The organism is Janthinobacterium sp. 78 (assembly GCF_003096775.1).
Classification (GTDB): Bacteria; Pseudomonadota; Gammaproteobacteria; order Burkholderiales; family Burkholderiaceae_D; genus Janthinobacterium; species Janthinobacterium tructae.
On the sequence record NZ_QENT01000001.1, the window covers coordinates 628982 to 651559 of the forward strand.

Below are 22578 nucleotides of genomic sequence, written 5' to 3' on the forward strand. Positions count from 1 at the left end.
ATCAAGCCTCGCCTTTCTCGTCTTTACCTATCAGCAATTTGGTGTCGCTCAGGTACATATGGCGCGGCACTTGCAGGTTGTCCGGCGCCGGCTTGTTCTTGAACACGCGGCCTGCCATGTCGAAGGTGGAGCCGTGGCAAGGGCACAGGAAGCCGCCTTCCCAGTCATCGGGCAGCGACGGTTGCGGGCCGGGGGCAAATTTCGAGGAAGGGGAGCAGCCCAGATGGGTGCAGATGCCGACGGCGACGAGAATTTCAGGCTTGATCGAGCGTGCCTCGTTCATGCAGTAGTCAGGCGTGAATTCGGCGGGATTGCGTTGCGAATTGGCATCGGCGACTTTGCCATCGGTCTTTTTCAGGGACGCGATCATTTCCGGCGTACGCTTCAGGATCCAGACCGGCTTGCCACGCCATTCGACGGTGCGCATTTCGCCGGGTTGCAAGGTGGTGATGTCTACTTCGACCGGCGCGCCAGCCGCTTTCGCGCGCTCCGACGGCTGGAAGGTGCTTACCAAGGCTCCCGCGGTTGCCAATCCAACTACACTGCCCGCCGCGCACGTGGCGACGAGCAAGCCGCGACGGCCTGAATCGACCTGCTTTTCGTTACTCATGCAAACCCCAATCAGTCAAAATGCGAATCTTTATTATGAGTGGCAGCCGCGAAAAACCCGTCGCCGAAGCTCTTTCCCACTGATTGCCGCAACCCGCGTCTTTGCGCGGTAAAGTGGCAACATCCCTGCGGAACTTCGGCCAATGGCGCAGCCCGTGCCAGTTTCTTGTTGATTATCCGGAAGTGAAAAATCCACTTCTGGCAACCGCAAATTATAAGTGAAGCAAACAACGAATAGAACAAAAACGTTGCTTGTACCATAATTTATATACTTTTGCAGGAGGTGGCTAGTTCTTTCGAACTAGATGCGCCTGGCTGTGCACGAATTGGTCTCGCCGACAACCACAAGTTGGTGGCACTGGGAATCAATAGTATGATCGGCATGTTTTTATATCTATCCGAAGGAGAAATTCATGGCAATGATGAAAGAATTTAAAGAATTTGCAATGAAAGGCAACGTTGTCGATCTGGCAGTCGGTGTCATCATCGGCGGCGCCTTCGGCAAGATTGTCGATTCCCTGGTGCAAGACGTGATCATGCCGCCCATCGGCCGCATTTTCGGCGGCCTCGATTTCGCCAATTACTACCTGCCCCTGAATGGCCAAGCCACGACGATGACCCTGGTGGAAGCGAAAAAGGCGGGTGCCGTGCTGGCCTACGGTAATTTTCTGACCATTTTGCTCAACTTTATCATTCTTGCCTTCATCATCTTCCAGATGGTGCGCCTGATGAACAAGGCCCGCCGCAGCGAACCGGTCACGCCGGCACCGGCACCGGCCACGCCGGAAGACATCGTGCTGCTGCGTGAAATCCGCGATTCCCTGCAGCAGAACGCACGCAACAGCAACAATCTGGCAAAATAAGTCGTTCCGGCACCGGCCGGCTGACCTGGGCAGAGAACTATGCGACGATTCTGGTTATTGTTTGCGCAAACCGTGACGATCGCGTTGGCGCTGTACTTTGTGTACGGCGCGCTGCGCCCGGCCAGCCGGGTACAGCAACTGGGCTCTGCCGCGAAACCGGTGCCCGTGGTGGAAACGGCGTCGAGCAGCCTGGCGCCCGGTTCCTACCGCGACGCGGCGGCGCGCGCCATGCCCGCCGTCGTCAACATCCTCACCCTGCAAGTGCCCAAGCGCGGCGCCCATCCGCTGGCGCGCGATCCCTTCTTCAAACGTTTCTTCGGCGAGCGCGACCCGGACGCTGAGGATGGCGAGGACTTGAAAAACAGCCTCGGTTCCGGCGTCATCGTCAGCCATGAAGGCTATGTGCTGACCAACAACCATGTGGTCGAAGGCGCCGACGAAATCGAAGTGGTGCTCACCGATGGCCGCAAGGCGCCTGCCAAGATCGTCGGTCTGGACCCGGAAACGGACCTGGCCGTCATCAAGATCAACCTCGACAAGTTGCCCGTCATCGTGCTGGGCCAGTCGGAACTGGCGCGCGTGGGCGATGTGGTGCTGGCCATCGGCAACCCGTTCGGCGTGGGCCAGACGGTGACCATGGGCATCATCTCCGCGCTGGGCCGCAACAATCTGCACATCAATAGCTTTGAAAACTTCATCCAGACGGATGCGGCCATCAACTTCGGCAACTCGGGCGGCGCCCTGGTCGATACGCGCGGCAACTTGATCGGCATCAATACGGCGATTTACTCGCAAAGCGGCGGTTCCGTCGGCATCGGCTTCGCCATCCCTGTCTCGACGGCCAAGACGGTGATGGAAGCCATCATCAAGGATGGCCACGTGGTGCGCGGCTGGATCGGCGTGGAAACGCAGGACATCACGCCCGAGCTGGCGCAAAGCTTCAACTTGCAGCGCACCAGCGGCGCCATCATCGCCGGCGTGGTGCGCAACGGCCCGGCCGACAAGGCGGGCATCGTGCCCGGCGACATCCTGCTGACGGTGGAAGGCAAGCCCGTGGGCGACACGACGGAAATGCTGAATCTGATCGCCCAACTGCCGCCCGGCGGAAAAGCTAAAATGACGGTGCTGCGCAAAAATCGCGAAGCGGCGCTCGACGTGATGGTGGGCAAGCGCCCCATCCCGAAAGAGCTTTCCAAATAGTTGTTGATCGGAATTTGACACATGCATGTGCGTGATTTGACCCAATTTTTACGTGAACTGAGCGACAACAACAACCGTCCCTGGTTTGTCATGAACAAGCCCCGCTACGACATCCTGCGCGAGGAATTCCTGGCGCTGGTGACGTCACTCATTGCTGAACTCGGCAAGTTCGACCCGGCCGTGAAATACTGCAATCCGAAGAAGGCCTTGTTCCGCATCAACCGCGACGTGCGTTTCGCGCACGATAAAAGCCCGTATAAAACGCGTTTTTCGGCCGCCATCGCGCCGAACGACATGCGCCGTCCCAGCAAGGCGGGCGGCCCCACGTATTATCTGCAGATCGATGGCCAGGGCAATTTGCTGTTCGGTGCCGGCGAATACATGCCGCCGCCAGGCCGCCTGAAGGCGCTGCGCGAGCATATGCTCAACGACGCGCCAGGTTTTTCCAAAGTGCTGAAAAATAAGCGCTTGAAGGCCCGTTTCGGCACCATCCAGAACGAGGGCAAGTTGCAGCGCCCGCCCAAGGGGTTTGACGCGGATGCCGAACATATCGAATTCATCAAGCTGAAAAGCTTTTTTGTCTGGACCGAAATACCGCTGCCCGTCAACGAACCGGAAAAACTGCTGCCGACCCTGGCGGAAGGCTTGCAGGATGCGTGGCCGCTGGTCGAGTGGATGCGCGGCGCGAAAGAGCCGGAGGAAGTCACCGAGTAATTGCTGAAGGAGCACATGATGGCACTGGAGCACGCAAGTTCAGGACAGGTGATCGAGGTACTGCGCAGGGATGGCGACGATCTGTCGCAGTTTTCCGCCATCGCGCTGGCCAAGACGGACGAACTGGAATTGATCCGCATGTGCATGCCCAAGGGCAAGACCATGCCCGAGCATCATGTGCTCGGTGAAATCACCCTGCTGTGCCTGCAAGGGCAGGTGGCGGTGACGGCGCATGGCGGGGAGCAGGTGCTGGGGCCGGGGCAGATGCTGTATCTGCACGGCGGCCAGGCGCATGCTTTGGCCGCGCGCGAAGACAGTCTGGTGCTGCTGACGATCTTGATGGTCAAGGCGGGGCGTTAGTTTCCCCTGTCACGCCGCCTCGGCACGCGGATCGCGCGACAGCAGTTGCTGCACCATCACGTGCGGCAAATCGCCATCGAACAGCACACCGGCCACCGCATTGGTGATCGGCATGTCGACGCCCATGCGGCGCGCCAGTTCGCGCACGGCCTTGGCGCACGGCACGCCTTCGGCCACATGACCGAGTTCGGCCACGATGGTGGCCAGCGCCTTGCCCTGTGCCAGGCCCAGGCCGACCCTGCGGTTGCGCGACAGGTCGCCCGTGCAGGTGAGAATCAAGTCGCCCATGCCCGTCAGCCCCATGAACGTTTCCGTCTGGCCACCGAGGGCCGTGCCCAGGCGCGTGATTTCCGCCAGGCCACGCGTGATCAGCGCGGCGCGCGCATTCAAGCCCAGGCCCAGGCCGTCGGCCACGCCGGTGGCAATCGCCAGCACATTCTTGACGGCGCCGCCCACTTCCACGCCCACCAGGTCTTCGCTCGCATACACGCGGATGGTGCCGCCATGCAAGGCCGAGACGACGGCGCCACGCAAGGCGTCGCTGTGCGAGGCGATGGTCAGCGCGCACGGCAGGCCGCGCGCCACTTCCTGCGCGAACGAGGGGCCGGACAGGGCGCCGCCGGGGATCTTGTCGCCCAGCACTTCCTGCACGATCTGGTGCGGCAGCAGGCCCGTGCCGCCTTCAAAGCCTTTACACAGCCACACCAGGTTGCCGATGGCTCTGTCTTTCAGTTGATGCAGCATCGGCCGCAGGCCCGCCACGGGGCAGGCGGCGATCAAGAGGCCGTGTTCGCCGCTGGCATGCGCGACGGCGGCGTCGAAATCGGCGCTGATGCGCAGTTGCGGCGGTAAAGGAAAACCGGGCAGATAACTGTTTTCGCCGCTGGCGGCCATGGCGGCCATGGCTTCGGCGTTGCGGCCCCACAGCAGCACGTCGTGGCGGCCGGCCAGGGCCATGGCCACGGCCGTGCCCCAGGCGCCGGCGCCCAGGATGGTGATCTTGCGGATGGCGGGAATACTATCGGGAGTGACTTCAGGAGAAACTTGCATGCAACCTCAACGGGCAGGGGGGACGGGCGCGGTGCTTACAAGCCCCACACTTCGCTGGTCTTGACGTAGCCGCTCTGGCCATCCTTGTGGCGCACTTTAATCCAGCCGGAGCTTGGCTGCTCGCTCATTTCCAGCAGCACGCCCTTGTCGACGAGAATGATGGCGGAGGCGGTGTCATCGGGGCTGGCGCGAACCTTGAGGTTCGCGGCGCGCGCCACGACGTTGCGCTTGGCTGACAGGCCCTTGGCTTCGGTCCAGGCCATTTCGCCGCTGGCGTCGCGTACCTTGACCCATTCGCCGTAGCTGAGCACGACTTCCAGCGGCATGCCGCGTGGCGCCACGTACAGCTTGCCGCCCTTGGCGGACGGCGCGTCGTACAGGATCACGGGGTTTGCTCCCACCGTTTTGAAATCGACGGCGTGACTGGCGGCGGTGGCCAGCAGCAGCACGGCGCCGGCGATCCAGCGGAACTTGCTCAAGAGCGCACTTTTCAACATGATATTTTTGAACCTTAACGAAACACGGCGGCCAGGCCGCCGTTTCTTACCTGCAGTATAGAACACTCACAAAACCGTCGCGAGCGGCAGTGCATCGCAGGCCGCAAGGCGCGCCGCGCAGCAGGTTTGGTGAGATGTTCTTAGTGCGTTTCGCTGGCTGCTGGTGCTGCGGCAGCGGCGTCAGCAATAGCTTGCAGACGTTGTTGGTAGAACACTTCGAAGTTGATCTCGGCCAGGTGCACTGGCGGGAAGCCGGCACGGGTGATCACGTCGGCGATGTTGGCGCGCAGGTAAGGGTAGATGATGTTCGGGCAGCCGATTCCCAGCAGCGGATCGAGTTGATCGGCAGGAATGTTGCGTGCTTCGAAAATACCGGCTTGCTTGCCTTCAACCAGGAAAGCGACTTTTTCGCCGACTTTGGCGGTGACGGTGATGGTCACGGTGGCTTCGAAGATCCCGTCGGCCAGAGGCGCAGCGCCCACGTCCAGCGCTACTTCGATGGCTGGCGCTTCTTGTTCCAGGAAAATAGCTGGGGAATTTGGTTGTTCCAGCGACATGTCTTTCAGGTAGACGCGTTGGATTTGGAAGACTGGTTGCAGATTTTCGTCAGACATGGAACGCTTTCGTTGTAAGGGACAAGAACGGCACACCGTTCAAATATGGTGCTTGCGGTATTCAAACCGCGCCGGGTAGGCGCGGCCAGATCAGGTGCGAGGGCAATTGTATCAAAACAATACGACAAAAAACCAAGCAATTTCTCGAACCCGCTTTATATCAGGCTGCCGTGCCATTTAACAAGGGGTCCAGCTTGCCAGCTTGATCGAGCGCATACAAATCGTCGAAACCGCCCACGTGGGTATCGCCCACATAGATCTGCGGCACCGTGCGGCGGCCCGTGCGTTCCATCATCTTGATGCGTTCTTCCGGGTCGAGGTCGACGCGGATCTTTTGCACGGTCACGCCCTTGGCTTCCAACAGGCGCTCGGCGCGCACGCAATACGGGCACACGGCGGTGCTATACACAATTACTGGGACACTCATGATGATTCCTTCAGTTTAGGCCGGCTTATTTCGCCAGCGACAAGGTTTTCAATGGCAAACCTTGCTTTTTCCATTCGTCGATACCACCTTCCAGGCTCGTTGCCTCAGCGAAACCGGCTTTGCCCAGCAGGCCGACGGCGGTTGCCGAACGCGAACCTTTCTGGCAAACCACTACAATGGGGCGCGTTTTGAATTTTTCCAGCTCGCCCAGGCGTTTTGCCAGTTCCGGCAGCGGCATATTTTTTGCGTCAGGCAAGTGGCCCGTGGCGAATTCTTCCGCGTTGCGCACGTCGACGATGATGGTCTTGCCACGGTTGATCAGTTGCGTGACTTCCAGCACGGTCGCGCGTTTGCCGCGCATCGACAGCAGTGGCCAGAGGAGGGCGCCGCCGGAAATAATGACGATGGCAAACAGAAAAATGTGGTCGATAATGAATTTCACGTAGGGTCCAATGGTTTAAGTCAATCCGCGCATTATAAAATAGAAGCTGGACGAGGTCTTTTTACGTTTTGCTTTTTTGATTTGAACCCCTTGAGAAGATAGAACTATGTACAAAATCGTTTTCATGCGTCACGGCGAATCCACCTGGAATCTCGATAACCGCTTCACCGGCTGGACCGACGTCGATCTGACGGAAAAGGGCGTCAACGAAGCCAGGGCCGCCGGCCAGATCCTCAAGCAGGAAGGTTTTACGTTCGACGTGGCCTACACTTCCGTCCTGAAGCGCGCCATCCGCACCCTGTGGCTGGCGCTCGACGAGATGGATATGATGTATCTGCCCATCAAGAACGACTGGCGCTTGAACGAGCGTCACTACGGCGCCCTGCAAGGCCTGGACAAGGGCGAGACAGCCGCCAAGTATGGCGACGAGCAAGTACTGGTGTGGCGCCGCAGCTACGACACGCCGCCGCCGCCGCTGGAAGCGAACGATGACCGCGCCTCGTTCAACGATCCGCGCTACGCCGGCTTGCCGCAAGCGTCGATTCCGCTGACCGAATGCCTGAAAGACACCGTGGCGCGCGTGATGCCGTCCTGGGACGAGGAAATCGCCCCGGCCATTCGCGCCGGCAAGAAAATCATCATCTCGGCCCACGGCAACAGCCTGCGCGCGCTGATCAAGATGCTCGATGGCATCAGCGACAGCGATATCGTCGGCCTGAACATCCCGAACGGCCAGCCGCTCGTGTATGAACTGGACGCCGACCTGAAACCGATCCGTCATTACTACCTGGGCGACCCGGCAGCGATTGCGGCAGCGCAAGCGGCCGTGGCGAACCAAGGGAAGGCCAAGTAACTTGTTGTCTTTCTTCCGCGGCACAGCAATCGCCCCCTCTGCTGAACGACCCCTGCCGGCGTGGCGCGCCGGCGCCATGCTGTGCGCAGCGCTGCTGTTCTGCAGCGCTGCCGCACAGGGTGCCAAGCCCACCGAACGCAGCAAGCAGAAAGCGGCCGCGGAAGCACAACGTGCTGGATTGCAACAAAAGCTGACGGCGCTCAAGCGCGACATCAGCCGCACGGAAAGCGCCAAGGATGACGCGGCCGATACCTTGGCCGAGTCGGAAGAGGCCATTTCCAACGCCAACCGCGCCTTGCGCGACCTGGCGCAGGAGCAAAGCGCGACGGGCGTGAAACTCAATGCGCTGGGGCAAGAGCACCAGCAACTGACGGCCACCGTCGAAAAACAAAAAGCGCAGCTGTCAAAGTTGCTGCGTAAACAATATGTCGCCGGCAACGAAGACCGCATCAAGCTGCTCTTGTCGGGCGACAATCCGAACCGCATCAACCGCGACTTGCAATTGATGGCCTATGTGTCGCAGGCGCAGGCGCGCCTGCTCGACGCCTTGCGCGCCAACTTGCTGGCGGTGGAGAAAAACCAGGCGGACGTGCAGAACGCCAAGGATGAACTGGAAGAAATCGCGCAGGAAGAGCGCGACCAGAAGGCCCTGCTGGTGCAAGAGAAGGCGCGCCGCGCCGCCTTGCTGACGAGCTTGTCGCAGCGCCTGGTGGCGCAACGCAAGGAAGTGGGCAATGTCGAGCGCGACGAACAGCGCATGGGCAGCCTGGTCGACAAGCTGGCGAAACTGATCGAAGAGCAGGCCGCCGCCGCCGCGGCTGAAAAGAAACGCCAGCAATTGCTGGCCGAGCAGCGTGCCGCCGCGAAAGCGGCCGCCGACGCCAGGATCGCGGCGGAAAAACGCGAACGCTTGCTGGCCGCGCGCGCCAAGGCCGCCCAGGCGCAGGCCGAACGCGAACGCCTGGCGAAAGAACAACAAAACAAATCGGGCAAGATCAAGCCGCAAACGCCGCCGGCGCCGCCCGTGAAACTGGAACCGATCGACGACGACGAGCCGCCGCAGGTGGCCAAGGTGACACCGAAGCCGGAACCCAAGCCGGAGCCGGAACGCCCAAGCCTGGGCCCGGCCGCGCCGGCCGGCGCCTTTGCCAGCCTGAAAGGGCAGCTGCGCGCCCCCGTGGCGGGCAAGATCGCCGCTCGCTTCGGCAGCAAGCGTGGTGACGGCCCCAGCTGGAAGGGCGTGTTCATCCGCACCGGTGAAGGCAGCGAGGTCCACGCCATCGCCGGCGGCCGGGTCGTGTTTTCCGACTGGCTGCGCGGCTTCGGCAATTTGATCATCGTCGACCATGGCGGCCAGTACATGAGTATTTATGGCAATAACCAATCCTTGCTGAAACGCGTGGGCGATGCCGTCAAGGGCGGCGACGCCATTGCCAGCGCGGGCAACAGCGGCGGCAACGAGGAATCAGGGCTATACTTTGAATTGCGTCATCAGGGCCGCGCCTTCGATCCAGCCACCTGGGTGAAGTTTTAAGTTCCCCAGCGAATTTGTAGAGGCGAAGAATACATGGGTATCAAAGTCAAAAGTATCGGCCTGATCGGTCTGGGCGTGCTGGCCGGCATCGGCATGTCGCTGCAGTTCCCGGCCGTGGCGCAGAAAATCACGAATGCCCCGCTGCCGCTCGACGAGCTGCGCCAGCTGTCCGACGTCTTCGGCCTGATCAAGTCCGATTATGTCGAGAAGGTGGAAGACAAGAAACTCCTGACGGAAGCCATTTCCGGCATGGTCTCGTCGCTGGACCCGCATTCCGTCTACCTCGATAAAAATGCTTTCAAGGAAATGCGCGAGAGCGTGCAGGGCAAGTTTGTCGGCATCGGCATCGAGGTGAGCATGGAAGACGGCTACGTGAAAGTCGTCTCGCCCATCGAGGACAGCCCGGCCGCCAAGGCCGGCATCCTGGCCGGCGACCTGATCACCCGCCTCGACAATATCCCGCTGAAGGGCTTGCAGCTGGAGGAGGTCATCAAGAAGATGCGCGGCCAGCCCGGCACCAAGCTGGTGCTGACCATGTCGCGCAAGGGCGAAAGCCGCCCGCTGGTGTTCCCCATCGTGCGCGAGGAAATCCGCGTGCAAAGCGTGAAAGCCAAGATGGTCGCGCCCGGCTATGCTTGGCTGCGCATCGCCCAGTTTCAGGAACCGACCGTCGATGACATGGTCAAAAAGATCAACGCGCTGTATGCGCAAGACCCCAAGCTCAAGGGCCTGGTGCTGGACTTGCGCAACGATCCCGGTGGCGTCGTGCCGGGCGCTATCGGCGTGGCGACAGCATTTCTTCCGGGTAATTCCGTGATCGTTTCCACCAAGGGCCAGTTGCCGGAGTCGAAGCAAGTGTTTTATGGCCGCCGCGAATTCTATGCGCCGCCGGGCGCCAAGGCCGACCCGCTGGCCAAGCTGCCGGCCGCGCTGAAAACCGTGCCGCTGGTGGTGCTGGTCAATGCCGGTTCCGCTTCCGCCTCGGAAATCGTCGCCGGCGCCTTGCAGGATTACCAGCGCGCCACCGTCATCGGCACGCAAACGTTCGGCAAGGGTTCCGTACAAACCTTGCGCCAGATCACGGCCGATACGGCCGTCAAGCTGACCACGGCCCGCTACTACACGCCAAAAGGCCGCGCAATCCAGGCGCGCGGCATCGTGCCCGACTTGCTGGTCGATGAAACGGCCGAAGGCGATGGCTGGAACAGCCTGCGCGTGCGCGAGGCGGACCTGGAAAAACACTTGAGCAGCAACGACGGCAAGCCGGAAGCGGCCAAGCCGACGATGGAAGGCATGCAAGATCAATTGGAAGAAGAGCAGCGCCTGATCGCCACGGCGAAAAAGCGCAAGCCGCTCGAATACGGCGCCAAGGATGATTTCCAGTTGCAGCAAGCCTTGAACCACTTCCAGGGCTTGCCGGTGCAGCTGGCCAAGGTGGACCCGAAGGCGGAGAAGATCGGCGCCAAGCCGGAAATTGCTTCCGACACCAAGGCCGATGACAAAAAGATTCCTGTGCAAAAACCGTAGTCGCCGCCATGAACGACGCCCAACTGCTGCGCTATTCGCGCCATATCCTGCTTGATCAGATCGGCATCGAAGGCCAGCAAGCCTTGCTCGATGCGCATGTGCTGGTGATTGGCGCGGGCGGGCTGGGCTCGCCGGCCGCCATGTATCTGGCCGCCAGCGGCGTCGGCAAGCTGACCCTGGTCGATGACGATACGGTCGACCTGACCAACCTGCAGCGCCAGATCGCCCACACCACGGCCCGCGTGGGCCAGCCGAAAGTGCTGTCGGCGCGCGAAACCTTGACCGGCATCAATCCCGAAATTGACATCGTCGCCTTGCAAGAGCGCCTCGACGGCGCGCGCCTGGCTGAACTGGTCTTGTCCGCCACGGTGGTGCTCGACTGCACCGACAACTTCGCCACGCGCCACGCCGTCAACCGCGCCTGCGTGGCGGCCCGGGTGCCGCTGGTGTCGGGCGCGGTGATCCGTTTCGATGGGCAAGTGAGCGTGTTCGACCCGCGCACGGGCACGCAACCCTGTTATTCCTGCCTGTTTCCGCAAGAGCAGCAGTTCACGGACGAGGCGTGCTCGAGCATGGGCGTGTTCGCGCCGCTGGTGGGCGTGGTGGGCGCCATGCAGGCGGCCGAAGCGCTGAAACTCATCATGGGCGCGGGCGAATCGCTGGCCGGACGGCTGCTGCTGCTCGACGGTTTGCACATGGAATGGAGCAGCATGCGGGTCGCGCGCGACCCCGGCTGCGCCGTTTGCGGTGTAGTGGTCTTGCCGCTCTGAATAGCCCCGCACAAATTTTTCCCCATATGACAGGCTTTGTCATATTTCCGCTTTATACTCTGCACTCATTACTCACCTTCTTCTCTCTTTCTTATGCAAAACGCAGCAAACCATCCGATACGCCAGCGCCGCGCGCGCGGCTTCACTTTGATCGAAATCATGGTAGTGGTGGTGATCATGGGCATCCTCGCTTCGCTGGTGGTGCCCAAGCTGATCGCTCGCACGGGCGAGTCGAAAGTGGCGGCGGCGAAAGTCGACATCGCCACCGTGATGCAAGCCTTGAAACTGTACCGACTGGACAACCAGCGCTACCCGACTACCGAACAGGGCCTGCGTGCCCTGGTCGAGAAGCCGACCACGGGACCGGCCGCGAATGGCTGGAAGGCCGGCGGCTACCTGGAAAAGATGCCGAAAGATCCGTGGGGCAACCCATACCAGTTCCTGTCACCGGGCGTGAAAGGCGAAGTCGACCTGATTTCGCTGGGTGCCGACGGCCAGCCTGGCGGTAGCGGCGACGATGCCGATATCGGCTCCTGGGAACTGTAAGTTTTTCATTGCATGCCTGCCATGACCACCGGTCTGCGCCAGCGCGGCTTCACGCTGATCGAATTGCTGGTGGTGATGGTCATCATCGGGGTGACCCTGGGCCTGGTGTCGCTGAACGCCATGCCGAATGGCCAGCAAGCGCTGCAAAAAGAAGCCGAGCGCATCGCCCTGCTGCTGCAGCTGGCACGCGATGAAGCCATCGTGCGCAGCCGGCAAGTGGCGTTCGAGGCGGACGAAAATCAATACCGTTTCCTGGTCCTCAATGAAAAGCTGTGGCAACCCGTGACGCAGGATGACTTGCTGCGCGAGCGCGCGTTTGCCAACACGCCCATGCTGCTCAGCGTGCAGCCGTCGAACAGCGTGGCTCAGCCGCTGCGCATCATCTTCGGCCGCGAACCGGTCGACAAGCCTTTCGTGCTGACCCTGGCCAGCGGCGAGCGCAGCGTGGCCATCCGCGCCGATGGCATCGGCCACTTCACGGTCGAGCAATGATGGGTCTCTCCCGATCACGCCGCCAGCGCGGCTCGCAGTTCGGCTTCACTTTGCTGGAAGTCCTGGTGGCCCTGGTCATCGTCGGCACGGCCCTGGGTGCTTCGCTGCGCGCCGTCGGCAGCCTGACGCAGAACAGCGACGGCTTGCGCAGCGCCATGATGGCCACCTGGTCGGCGGAAAACCATTTGGTGCGACTGCGCCTGGCAAAAACCTTTCCGCAGACGGGCAAGCGCACGGTCGACTGCCCGCAGGGCGATTTAAAACTGATCTGCGAAGAGGAAGTGGTGGCCACGCCGAATCCCCGCATCCGCCAAGTGCGCGTGAACGTGTACGACGTGCAATACCCGGCCCGGCGCATCGTGCGCCTGGTCTTGCTGGCGTTCAACGACTGATGGCGCGCCGCAATCACTCCGCGTCGGGTTTCACCTTGATCGAGCTGCTCGTGGCGATCGGCATTTTGGCCATGGTCGCCGTGCTGGGCTGGCGCGGCCTGGACAGCATCATGCGTTCGCGTGAAGTGCTGACCAGCCAGCTGGAGCAGGCGCGCGGCATGCAGCTGGCGTTTGCCCAGATGCAAAGCGATTGTGACCATCTGGCTGGTGCCGGCCAGAGCAATACCCTGCTGAATGGCCGCCTGAACTTGTCGGCGGAAAATGACCGCCTGACCCTGGTGCGCCTGGCCGCATCGGAACAGGAGCCGCAACAGTTGCAAGTGGTCACTTACCGTCTGCGTGGCGGCGTGCTGACGCGGCGCGAGTCGAACGGCACGCGCGACCTGGCCGTGCTCGACACGCTGTGGCAGGCGGCGCGCGACGATACCGATACCTCCAACGCCGACGTGGCCCTGATGCATGGCGTCGACAGCATGGTCATGCGCGGTCAAATGCGCCAAAATACGCCCAATCCTGAGTGGATCACCATGTTTGCCGGTACAAAAACAGAGGATTTTGTCGGCCTGGAAGTGACCTTGCAAATGCCGGGCCAGGATGCGGGCCTGTCCAAAGTCTTTTTGTTGGGGCCGGGATGAAGCACTTTTCGCTCCCCGCGCGCCAGCGCGGCGTGGCCGTCATCACGGCCCTGCTGCTGACGGCGCTGGCCATTACCGTCGTCGCCAGCCTGTTCTGGCAGCAGCAAGTGCAGGTGCGTTCGATGGAAAACCAGCGCCTGCGCCTGCAGACGCAGTGGGCCATGCGCGGCATGGTCGACTTCGCCCGCTTCTGGTTGCGCCAGGATAATCCCTCGCAGACCGCGCTGGACGGCGTGTGGGCCACGCCCATCGAGGAAGCACGGCTCGACGATTACGTCGACCGCGAAAAGGTCGACACGGAAAAATTTGACGCCACCGTCTCGGGCCGCGCGCTCGATGCGCAGGCGCGTTTCAATATCACCAACCTGGCCGCCGCCACGGGCATTGTCAGCCAGTCCTACGTGCAGGCCTACCAGCGGCTGCTGGCCAACTTGCAGCTCGATAGTTCCCTGGCGCAGGCGACGGCCGATGCCGTGCTGCGCGCGCGGCCGAAACCGCGCGCCATGGACAGCGGCAGCGATGGCAAGACGCCCGCCTCCACGCCCCCATCGGGCGGCAGCAGCGAGCCGATGGCCTTCACGCAGGTCGAGGACTTGCTGGCCGTGCCCGGCTATACGCCGCAAATCATCGAAAAGCTGCGCGACTTCATCATCGTGTTGCCGGAAATAACGTCCGTGAATGTGAATACGGCGCCGGCCGAGGTGCTGGCGGCCGTGACGATGATGTCGCTGTCTGAAGCCAGCGCGCTGACCTTGAGCAATCCGCGCAAAAAGTTTGTCGATTTGGCAAACTTCAAGAATAATATCAATGGCAGTGTGATTGAGGGCGTCGAGCTCGATGTGAAGAGCCGCTACTTCCTCACCGTCATCCGCGTGCGGCTGGACCGTGCCGCCCTCGATGCCGTGGCGCTCGTCAATCGCAAAACGGATCCGCAGCGCACCACCAGCCTGGTCTGGTTGCGGGAAAATTAACCCCTGAAAGCGAGTCACTTTGATAATATTGTATATCCGTCACCCGGCCAGGGCGTCCATCGATAGCGCGCCGGCCTGCTCCTTCGTGCTGGCCGGCGACGGCGGCGCCCTGTTGCAGCAGGGCAGCGCGCCGCTGGGCAGCCTGGGGCAGCTGATCGCCGGCGCGAAGCAGGTGGTCTTGCTGCTGGCGGCGGCCGACGTGACTCTGCTGCGCCTGAAAACCCCGCCGCTGGCCGGCGCCCGCCTGCGCGCGGCCTTGCCTGGCCTGGTGGAAGAACATATCCTCGGTGACACGCAGGACTGCCTGCTGGCCGCCGGTGTGCCCGATGCTGCCGGCATGCGCACGGTCGCCGTGGCGCAGCGCGCCTGGGCCGGGGTACTGGTGAAGGCTTTACTGGCGCAGGGCGCGCGCAAGGTGGTGCTGCTGCCGTCGCAGCTATGCCTGCCCTTGCAGCCAGGCAGCGTGACGGCCTCCTTGCAGGCGGCCGGCGACGGCCTGGAACTGGCCTTGCGCCAGGCCCCGCAAGAAGGGCTGGGCCTGGTCTTGCCGGCTCACCCTCAGCAGGCGCTGCTGACGACGCGCGCGTTTGCCGGCGACGTGCCGCTGACGGTCTACGTGGCGCAGGCCGAGCTGGCGCAATATCAACAGCTCGCTGCCGGCATGCAGGGCGTGACGCTGGAACCCGATCATTGGGCGCACTGGATCGCCGGCGCCAAAAATGCGGGACTGGACCTGGCGCCCGCGCTGGGCACGGCCACTGGGTCGGCCACCGAATGGCGCCGCTGGCGCTGGCCGCTGCGCCTGGCGCTGCTGGCCGTGATCGTCAACCTGGCCGGCATGAATATCGAATGGATGCGGCTGAAGCGCGAGGCCGCCACCGTGCGCACCTCGATGCAGCAAACCTTCAAGGCCGCGTATCCGAATGAAGCGCCCGTGTATGGACTGGAAGCGGAGCAGATGCGGCGCAATATCGCCGCCGCCCGCCTGCAGGGCGGGCAAGCGAGCATGGACGATTTTACGAGCATGAGCGCGGCGCTGGGCGAGGCGCTGGGTGGCTTGGCCGGGCGCGGCGTGGTGGCGTCACTGGAATATCGCGAGCGCAGCCTGATCGTCACGCTGAAACCGGATATGGTCGACGCCAGCGCGCAGGCGCAGGTGCGCGATGGCCTGGCCGCGCGCAAGCTGGCCTTGAATGAAACGGCGCCGGGCGTGTGGAAGATCACGCCGGCCACGGGAGCAAAAGCATGAGTGCAGCAGTAAATCAGGCGCGCGCCGCGTTGACGCGGCAGCAGCAGGCGCTGCAAGCCTTTTGGGCGGAACGCACGCAGCAGGAGCGCAAGCTGCTGGCCATCGGCGGCGTGGTGGCGGGACTGGCCCTCGTCTACGCGGTGTTTTTCGAGCCGGCCTGGACGGGCCGCATCGCCTTGCAAAAGAGCTTGCCCGAGCTGCGCCAGAACGCGGCCCAGCTGCAGGCGCTGGCGCGTGAAGCGGGCGACCTGGCGCGCCAGGCGCCCGTGCAGGTCGCTCCCATGAGCCGTGACAGCATAGACGCGTCGCTGAAGGCGCGCGGCCTGGCGCCGCAATCGCTGTCGCTGACGGGAGAGTACGCGCGCGTGCAATTGAACGGCGTGCCGTTTGCCAGCGTCATGCTGTGGCTGGACGGCTTGCGCCGCGAAGGCCGCGTGGCGGTGCAGGAAGCGAAGATCACGGCGCAGACGGTGCAGGATAAGGCGGTGGCGGGCCTGGTCGATGCCAGCCTGACCCTGCACCAGAGCCCGGGCGCGGCACGATGAGGCGCTTGCTTGGCTGGCTGCTGGCCATCATCGTCAGCGTCTGCGTCACCCTGCTGGTATTTTTCCCGGCCGGCTGGGTCGCCGGCATCGTGGAAAAGCAGACGGGCGGACGTTTGACCTTGGGCGACGCGCAAGGTACCCTGTGGCGCGGCTCGGCCTTTATCGGCGGGGCGGCCAGCGCGAATGGCGCCGTGACGCCGCTGCTGCCGGGGCGCTTCAGCTGGCGCATTTCGCCCTCGGTGCTGTGGGGATCGGCGGACGTGGAATTGCAGAATCCGCAGGCGCTGTCGCAGCCGGTGAACCTGCGCGGTTCGTGGTCGCACTGGCAGGTCAGCCCGGCGGCCCTGCTGCTGCCGGCCGATGGCCTCGGCGGCCTCGGTGCACCATTAAATACCGTGGCGCCGACGGGCAGCATGCGCCTGTCGTGGAGCACCCTGCAGCTGGCCCTGGAGCAGCGGCAGTTTTCCGCCGTCGGCCGCACCACCTTGCAGATGACGGACATGGCCTCGCGCCTGTCGTCCTTGCGTCCGCTGGGCAGCTACGAGCTCGATTTCGATTGGCAGGGGCAGCAGGCGACGTTGACCCTGCGCTCCATCAAGGGACCGCTGCTGCTTGACGGCAGCGGCAGCCTGCAACAGGGGCGCATGCAGTTTTCCGGCCAGGCCCAGGCCGCAGCAGGATATGAAGAGACCTTGGCGAGTTTGTTGAATTTGCTGGGACAGCGCCGTAGCAATAGCGAAAAAAACATCATCGCCTTAGAGTTCAGACAATGAAAAAACCATCCGTGAGCCCCCATACTTTCTCCTTTTCGCTGCGCCGCCTGTCGGCCGCCGCTTTGCTGTGCTGTTCCGTGGCCGGCATGCCGGCACCCGCCTGGGCCGCACCCGGTGATGAAGCGGCGCTCAATTTCGTCGGTGCCGACATCGAGTCGGTGATCAAGGCCGTGGGCCATTACACCAACATCAATTTCGTCATCGACCCGCGCGTCAAGGGCACGATCACGCTGGTGTCGGAAAAATCGATCAGCAAAACTCAGGCCTTCGGGCTGCTGGCCTCCGCGCTGCGCTTGCAGGGCTATGCGGTGGTGTCCGGCGACGGCTACGCGAAAGTGGTGCCGGAAGCGGACGCCAAGCTGCAATCCGTGCCGACCCAGGTGGGCAACGGCGCCAGCCAGGTGAAGGGCGACCAGATCGCTACCCAGGTGTTTTACCTGAACTACGAATCGTCGGCCAACCTGCTGGCCGTGCTGCGCCCCCTGATCTCGCCGAACAACACGATCAACGCCAATCCGGGCAACAACTCGCTGGTGATCACCGATTACGCGGATAACCTCAAGCGCCTGGCGAAGATCATCGCCGCGCTCGACGTGCCCGCCTCGACGGACCTGGATGTGATCCCCGTGCGCTATGCCATCGCGTCCGACCTGGCCTCGATGGTGAATAAACTGATGGAAGGCGGGAATGCGGGGGCCGCCGCAGGGGCCGACGCTGGCAAGGTCTCCGTGCTGGCCGACCCGCGCACCAATTCGCTGGTGCTGCGCGCGCCGTCGGCGGCGCGCGCCAACCTGGCCAAGTCGCTGATCTCGAAGCTGGACCAGCCCACCACGCAGCTGGGCAATGTGCACGTGGTGTACCTCAAAAATGCGGACGCCACCAAGCTGGCGCAGACCCTGCGCTCGGTGGTGACGTCGGACGGCACGGCCGCCACCGCGCAGCAGGGCGTCGGCAACCAGAACACGAACAACCAGATCGGCCAGAACAACAGCGGCATGAACAGCACTGGCCTGGGCGGCAATACGCAAAGCGGCAGCACGGGCGGCGCTTCGCTGAACAACGCGCCGCAGCAACTGTCGTCGGGCGGCGCGGCCGGTTTCATCCAGGCCGATGCGTCGACGAATACGCTGATTTTGACCTGCAACGAAGCCGTCTACCGCAACCTGCGCGCTGTGATCGACCAGCTTGACGTGCGCCGCGCCCAGGTCTACATCGAGGCGCTGATCGTCGAAGTGACGTCGGCCAAGGCGTCCGAATTCGGCGTGCAGTGGCTGGGGCTGTCGGGCGACAGCACCAGCAACTACCGCGTGGGCGCCTTGCAGTCGTTCGCCGGCGGCACCACCAACAACATCGCTGCCATCGCCACGGGCGGTGGCAAGGTCTTGCCGACGGGCGGCCTGACCCTGGGCATCTTCAAGCAGATCAACGGCGCGCTGGGCCTGGGCGCCGTGGCGCATGCGCTGGAATCGGACGGCAATGCGAATATCCTGTCGACGCCGAACCTGATCACCCTGGACAATGAACTGGCGACCATCAAGGTGGGCCAGAACGTGCCTATCCTGACGGGCCAGTACACCAGTACGGCCGGCACCAATACCAATCCGTTCCAGACCATCGACCGCAAGGAAGTGGGCCTGACCCTGAAGGTGCGCCCGCAGATTTCCGAGGGCGGCACCATCAAGCTGGGTATCTATCACGAGACGTCGAGCGTGGACAAATCCACCGCGTCGGCCGTCAGCGGCATCACCATCAACAACCGCGTGATCGAAAACAATGTGCTGGCCGACGATGGCCAGATCATCGTGCTGGGCGGCCTGATCGAGGACACCACGGGCGACAACGCGGAGAAAGTGCGCGGCCTGGGCGACATTCCCCTGATCGGCAACCTGTTCAAGTACCAGACGCGCGAGCGCAAGAAAACCAACCTGATGATCTTCCTGCGCCCGGTCATCGTGCGCAACAAGGAGCAGAGCGGCAGCCTGGCGGCCGACCGCTACGACTACATGCGCTCGGCCGAGACGGCCGCCGTGCCGGCCACGGGCAACCTGATGCTGAAAGACCTGGGTACGCCTGTGCTGCCAGCCCTGCAGGATGGCCAGCCGGTGGGCGGCAACATGGTGACGCGTCCCGTGCCGCCGGCGCCGACGCCGCCGCCAGGCGCGCCGGCCAACGCGGCCACGCCGCCGCAGCCGCTGCTGCAGCAGTACCAGCAGCAACAGCCACAGAAGTGATGGGACAGCCATGAGCAATCTGCTTCCCTACGCCTACGCGCGCGATTTCGGCTTGCTGGCCCGGCCCGGCGCGGTCGACGGTGCCCCGGTCGACGTGCTGGTGGCGGCATCGACGGCGCCGGCGGCCATTGCCGAAGTGTCGCGCCGTTTCGGCCAGATTCAATTGACGGTGCTGCCGCGCGGCGAACTCGATGCGGCCATTGCCGGCGCCTACGCGGGCGGCGGCGGCGACGCCTCGCAGATGGCCGATGAATTCGACGCCGACCTGGATTTGACCAAGCTGCTGCAGGACGTGCCAGCCATCGAGGACTTGCTCGAATCGTCCGACGACGCGCCCGTCATCCGCATGATCAACGCCTTGCTCACGCAGGCGCTGCGCGAAGGCGCGTCCGACATCCATATCGAGCCGTTCGAGCAGACCTCCGTCGTGCGTTTTCGCATCGATGGCAGCCTGCGCGACGTGGTGCGCCCGCGCAAAGCCATCCACGGTTCGCTCATTTCGCGCATCAAGATCATGGCGCAGCTCGACATCGCCGAAAAGCGCTTGCCGCAGGACGGCCGCATCACCCTGCGCGTGGGCGGCAAGCCCGTCGACGTGCGCGTCTCGACCCTGCCCACCGGGCATGGCGAACGGGCCGTGTTGCGCTTGCTGGACAAGGAAGCGGGCCGCCTCGACCTGCAGCACCTGGGCATGAGCGCGCCGATGTTGAAACAGTTCGATGGCCTGATCACGCAGCCGCACGGCATCGTGCTCGTCACCGGTCCCACCGGCTCGGGCAAGACGACGACCCTGTACGCGGCGCTGTCGATGCTCAACGCCACCACCACGAACATCCTGACGGTGGAAGATCCGATCGAATACGACCTGGCCGGCGTGGGCCAGACGCAGGTCAATCCGCGCATCGACATGACCTTTGCCAAGGCGCTGCGGGCGATTTTGCGGCAAGACCCCGATGTCATCATGATCGGCGAGATCCGCGACCTGGAGACGGCGCAGATCGCCGTGCAGGCATCCTTGACGGGCCATCTGGTGCTGGCGACCCTGCACACGAACGACGCCTCGGCGGCCGTCACGCGCTTGCTCGACATGGGCATCGAGCCGTTCCTGCTGTCGTCCTCCTTGCTCGGTGTGCTGGCGCAGCGGCTGGTGCGCAAATTGTGCGGCTCCTGCAAGACCTTCGATGGCCAAAGCGGATATTGGCAGGCGGTCGGCTGCGAGCAGTGCGGCCAGACGGGCTACCAGGGCCGCGTGGGCGTGTACGAGCTGCTGCGCACGACGGAGCAGATCCGCGCGCAGATCCACAACCGCGCCTCGGAAGCTGAGGTGCGCGCCGTCGCCCTGCAGGACGGCATGACGAGCATGCGCGACGACGGCGAACGCTGGCTGCGCGACGGCACCACCACGCAGGCCGAGTTGCTGCGCGTGACCAAAGACTAGGCCCGCCACCATGCCCGCATTCCGTTATGAAGCCGTCGACGCCCAGGGCGCCACCCGCAAGGGCGTGCTCAATGCCGACAGTCCCCGCTCCGCGCGCGCCGAGCTGCGCGTGCAAGGCCTGGTGCCGCTGGCCGTCGAACCGATTGCCGCGCAGGTCGACGCGGCCGGCGTCACCAAGCGGCGCGGCTTCGGCGAGCGCCTGTCGAGCACCGAGCTGGCCCTGTTTACGCGCCAGCTGGCCAGTTTGCTCGAAGCGGGCCTGCCGCTGGAGCAGGCGTTTTCCGCGCTGCTGGAACAGGCCGAGCGGCCGTATTTGCGCGACCTGATTGCCTCGATCCGTTCCGAAGTGATCGGCGGCGCCGCGTTTTCCGACGTGCTGGCGCGCCATCCGCGCGATTTCGCGGAAATCTACCGGGCGCTGGTGGCCTCGGGCGAGCAGATCGGCCATCTGTCGCGCGTGCTGTCGCGCCTGGCCGACTACATCGAACGGCGCAACGCGCTGGTGCAGAAGGTCAAGCTGGCCTTTACGTATCCGGCCATCGTCACGGTGGTGGCGTTTTCCATCGTGATCTTCCTGCTCACCTACGTGGTGCCGCAGATCGTTTCCGTGTTTGCCAATACCAAGCAGAAGCTGCCGCTGCTGACGGTGATCATGCTGGCGCTGTCGGACTTCGTGCGCAATTACGGCATCGTGGTGGGCATCGTCCTGATTGGCGCCTGGTTCGCCTGGCGCCGCGCGCTGCAGCAGCCGGCCTTGAAACGGCGCTGGCATACCTGGCTGCTGACGGCGCCCTTGTACGGCAAGTTCGAGCGCAGCCTGAATACGGCGCGTTTCGCCAGTACCCTGGCCATCACCACGGGCTCCGGCGTGCCGATCCTGCGCGCGCTCGACACCAGCCGCGATACCTTGACCAATGTGGCGATGCAGGAACTGGTGGAAGAAGCCAGCGGCGCCGTGCGCGAGGGCGTCAGCCTGGCGCGCGCGCTGTCGGCGCAAAAGCATTTTCCGCCCATGCTGATCCACATGATACGCGCGGGCGAAATCACGGGCGAGCTGCCGGCCATGCTGGAACGTGCCGCCAGTGCGCAGGAGCAGGACCTGGAACGCCGCACGCTGACCATCGCGGGCTTGCTGGAACCGGCCCTGATCCTGGCCATGGGCGTGGTGGTGCTGCTGATCGTGCTGGCCGTGCTGATGCCGATTATCGAAATCAATCAGCTCGTCAGATAAGAAACTCAAGGAAGCCATGAAGCGTTTGCCTCAATTTACAAGTTTGCTCGCCGTCGTGGCGCTGTCCGTGTCGCTGGCCTACTGGGCCATGCAGCTGTTCAAGGCGCCGCAGCGCCCCATCAATCCACCCGCCGTACCGGTGGTGCAGGATGCCAGCGTGGAGGCGGGCGCTGCATTGTTTGGCGGCCAGGTCAGCGTAGCCACGGCCAGCAACTACCAGCTCAAGGGCGTGGTCGCGGCCGGCAATGGCCGTGGCAGCGTGGCCATCATCGCCACCGACGGCAAGCCGTCCGTGGCCTTGCCGGAAGGCGCCGAGGTGGCGCCCGGCGTGACGGTGCTGGAAGTGCATGCGCGCCATGTGCTGCTGCGCGATGGCGGCGTGAGCAAGCGCATCGACCTGGTGGCCGACGACAAGGCGCTGGCCTTGCCGGGGCCAGTGTCTGCCAGCCCGGCACCGGCGTCGGCAACGAATCTGGTGCCGCCGCCGCTGCCGATGGAGCAGCAGCGTCCGGCGACCATGATGCCGGCGCCGCCGCAGGTGAGCAGCACCGGCGCGCCGCCGTCAAATTGAGCTGATTTTCGGGATCACCCCATTACCACCATGCTGATGGCGCC

26 protein-coding genes are annotated in these 22578 nt (G+C 63.5%); 20 read left to right on the forward strand and 6 right to left on the reverse strand.

Going from position 1 to position 22578, the window contains the following annotated elements; translation table 11 throughout:
- Position 1: 1 nt before the first annotated feature.
- Entirely contained in the window at positions 2-610 is a 609-nt protein-coding gene (petA, locus tag C8C92_RS02735; protein WP_099761011.1) for a ubiquinol-cytochrome c reductase iron-sulfur subunit, read from the reverse strand.
- Between the two features lie 412 nt (positions 611-1022).
- On the opposite strand from petA, the gene mscL reads away from it, so the two are divergent.
- The 4 genes from mscL to C8C92_RS02755 are packed head-to-tail and all read left to right on the forward strand — an operon-like array spanning position 1023 to position 3746.
- Positions 1023-1472, forward strand: coding sequence for a large conductance mechanosensitive channel protein MscL (gene mscL, locus C8C92_RS02740; RefSeq protein WP_099761010.1), 450 nt, complete (start codon positions 1023-1025; stop codon positions 1470-1472).
- Between the two features lie 39 nt (positions 1473-1511).
- Positions 1512-2672 carry a Do family serine endopeptidase gene (locus tag C8C92_RS02745; protein WP_165829249.1) on the forward strand — a complete coding sequence of 387 codons (1161 nt, stop codon included), beginning with the start codon at positions 1512-1514 and terminating at the stop codon, positions 2670-2672.
- Between the two features lie 21 nt (positions 2673-2693).
- Positions 2694-3386, forward strand: coding sequence for a DUF2461 domain-containing protein (locus C8C92_RS02750; RefSeq protein WP_116742967.1), 693 nt, complete (start codon positions 2694-2696; stop codon positions 3384-3386).
- Positions 3387-3404: 18 nt separating this feature from the next.
- Positions 3405-3746 (forward strand): cupin domain-containing protein, encoded by a 342-nt coding sequence (locus C8C92_RS02755; protein WP_116745823.1) that lies wholly within the window; start codon positions 3405-3407, stop codon positions 3744-3746.
- 9 nt (positions 3747-3755) lie between these two features.
- On the opposite strand, the gene C8C92_RS02760 is transcribed toward C8C92_RS02755, so the two are convergent.
- From C8C92_RS02760 to C8C92_RS02780, 5 genes are all read right to left on the reverse strand, one after another.
- Complete coding sequence (locus tag C8C92_RS02760; RefSeq protein WP_116742968.1) at positions 3756-4796, reverse strand: NAD(P)H-dependent glycerol-3-phosphate dehydrogenase; 1041 nt, start codon at positions 4794-4796, stop codon at positions 3756-3758.
- A 35-nt stretch (positions 4797-4831) separates the two neighbouring features.
- Positions 4832-5293 carry an SH3 domain-containing protein gene (locus C8C92_RS02765; protein ID WP_116742969.1) on the reverse strand — a complete coding sequence of 154 codons (462 nt, stop codon included), beginning with the start codon at positions 5291-5293 and terminating at the stop codon, positions 4832-4834.
- A 140-nt stretch (positions 5294-5433) separates the two neighbouring features.
- Positions 5434-5907 (reverse strand): protein-export chaperone SecB, encoded by a 474-nt coding sequence (secB, locus tag C8C92_RS02770; RefSeq protein ID WP_034783580.1) that lies wholly within the window; start codon positions 5905-5907, stop codon positions 5434-5436.
- A gap of 160 nt (positions 5908-6067) precedes the next feature.
- Positions 6068-6334 (reverse strand): glutaredoxin 3, encoded by a 267-nt coding sequence (grxC, locus tag C8C92_RS02775; protein ID WP_116742970.1) that lies wholly within the window; start codon positions 6332-6334, stop codon positions 6068-6070.
- A gap of 25 nt (positions 6335-6359) precedes the next feature.
- On the reverse strand, positions 6360-6776 hold the full coding sequence (locus C8C92_RS02780) for a rhodanese-like domain-containing protein (protein WP_116742971.1): 417 nt from the start codon (positions 6774-6776) through the stop codon (positions 6360-6362).
- 106 nt (positions 6777-6882) lie between these two features.
- Between C8C92_RS02780 and gpmA the strand changes: the two genes are divergently transcribed.
- The 16 genes from gpmA (at position 6883) to C8C92_RS02860 (ending at position 22534) form a co-directional block, all read left to right on the forward strand.
- Positions 6883-7629: a 2,3-diphosphoglycerate-dependent phosphoglycerate mutase gene (gene gpmA / locus C8C92_RS02785; protein ID WP_099761004.1), complete on the forward strand. Its 747-nt coding sequence runs from the start codon at positions 6883-6885 to the stop codon at positions 7627-7629.
- A 76-nt stretch (positions 7630-7705) separates the two neighbouring features.
- Positions 7706-9163 (forward strand): peptidoglycan DD-metalloendopeptidase family protein, encoded by a 1458-nt coding sequence (locus C8C92_RS02790; protein WP_099761003.1) that lies wholly within the window; start codon positions 7706-7708, stop codon positions 9161-9163.
- Positions 9164-9196: 33 nt separating this feature from the next.
- Positions 9197-10690 carry a S41 family peptidase gene (locus C8C92_RS02795; protein WP_116742972.1) on the forward strand — a complete coding sequence of 498 codons (1494 nt, stop codon included), beginning with the start codon at positions 9197-9199 and terminating at the stop codon, positions 10688-10690.
- Positions 10691-10698: 8 nt separating this feature from the next.
- Positions 10699-11460, forward strand: coding sequence for a molybdopterin-synthase adenylyltransferase MoeB (gene moeB / locus C8C92_RS02800; RefSeq protein WP_116742973.1), 762 nt, complete (start codon positions 10699-10701; stop codon positions 11458-11460).
- A 93-nt stretch (positions 11461-11553) separates the two neighbouring features.
- The gene (gene gspG, locus C8C92_RS02805; protein WP_099761000.1) at positions 11554-12006 is read left to right on the forward strand and encodes a type II secretion system major pseudopilin GspG; all 453 of its coding nucleotides are present in this window, start codon (positions 11554-11556) and stop codon (positions 12004-12006) included.
- 12 nt (positions 12007-12018) lie between these two features.
- Positions 12019-12498, forward strand: coding sequence for a type II secretion system minor pseudopilin GspH (gene gspH / locus C8C92_RS02810; protein WP_096233276.1), 480 nt, complete (start codon positions 12019-12021; stop codon positions 12496-12498).
- Positions 12498-12890, forward strand: a complete 393-nt coding sequence (gene gspI / locus C8C92_RS02815; RefSeq protein ID WP_116745824.1) for a type II secretion system minor pseudopilin GspI — start codon at positions 12498-12500, stop codon at positions 12888-12890. Before gspH ends, gspI begins: the two co-directional genes overlap by 1 nt.
- Positions 12890-13525, forward strand: a complete 636-nt coding sequence (locus C8C92_RS02820) for a prepilin-type N-terminal cleavage/methylation domain-containing protein (RefSeq protein WP_116742974.1) — start codon at positions 12890-12892, stop codon at positions 13523-13525. The genes gspI and C8C92_RS02820 overlap by 1 nt, the downstream gene beginning before the upstream one ends.
- Positions 13522-14496 (forward strand): type II secretion system minor pseudopilin GspK, encoded by a 975-nt coding sequence (gene gspK / locus C8C92_RS02825; protein WP_116742975.1) that lies wholly within the window; start codon positions 13522-13524, stop codon positions 14494-14496. Before C8C92_RS02820 ends, gspK begins: the two co-directional genes overlap by 4 nt.
- 19 nt (positions 14497-14515) lie before the next feature.
- Positions 14516-15745 carry a type II secretion system protein GspL gene (gene gspL, locus C8C92_RS02830; protein ID WP_243420097.1) on the forward strand — a complete coding sequence of 410 codons (1230 nt, stop codon included), beginning with the start codon at positions 14516-14518 and terminating at the stop codon, positions 15743-15745.
- Complete coding sequence (gene gspM, locus C8C92_RS02835) at positions 15742-16290, forward strand: type II secretion system protein GspM (protein ID WP_116742977.1); 549 nt, start codon at positions 15742-15744, stop codon at positions 16288-16290. The genes gspL and gspM overlap by 4 nt, the downstream gene beginning before the upstream one ends.
- Positions 16287-17063, forward strand: coding sequence for a type II secretion system protein N (locus C8C92_RS02840; protein WP_099760994.1), 777 nt, complete (start codon positions 16287-16289; stop codon positions 17061-17063). The genes gspM and C8C92_RS02840 overlap by 4 nt, the downstream gene beginning before the upstream one ends.
- Complete coding sequence (gspD, locus tag C8C92_RS02845) at positions 17060-19294, forward strand: type II secretion system secretin GspD (protein WP_116742978.1); 2235 nt, start codon at positions 17060-17062, stop codon at positions 19292-19294. The genes C8C92_RS02840 and gspD overlap by 4 nt, the downstream gene beginning before the upstream one ends.
- Before the next feature lie 10 nt (positions 19295-19304).
- The gene (gspE, locus tag C8C92_RS02850; RefSeq protein WP_099760992.1) at positions 19305-20732 is read left to right on the forward strand and encodes a type II secretion system ATPase GspE; all 1428 of its coding nucleotides are present in this window, start codon (positions 19305-19307) and stop codon (positions 20730-20732) included.
- Between the two features lie 10 nt (positions 20733-20742).
- Positions 20743-21963: a type II secretion system inner membrane protein GspF gene (gene gspF, locus C8C92_RS02855; RefSeq protein WP_099760991.1), complete on the forward strand. Its 1221-nt coding sequence runs from the start codon at positions 20743-20745 to the stop codon at positions 21961-21963.
- A gap of 16 nt (positions 21964-21979) precedes the next feature.
- Positions 21980-22534 (forward strand): type II secretion system protein N, encoded by a 555-nt coding sequence (locus C8C92_RS02860; RefSeq protein ID WP_099760990.1) that lies wholly within the window; start codon positions 21980-21982, stop codon positions 22532-22534.
- Positions 22535-22578 lie beyond the last annotated feature (44 nt).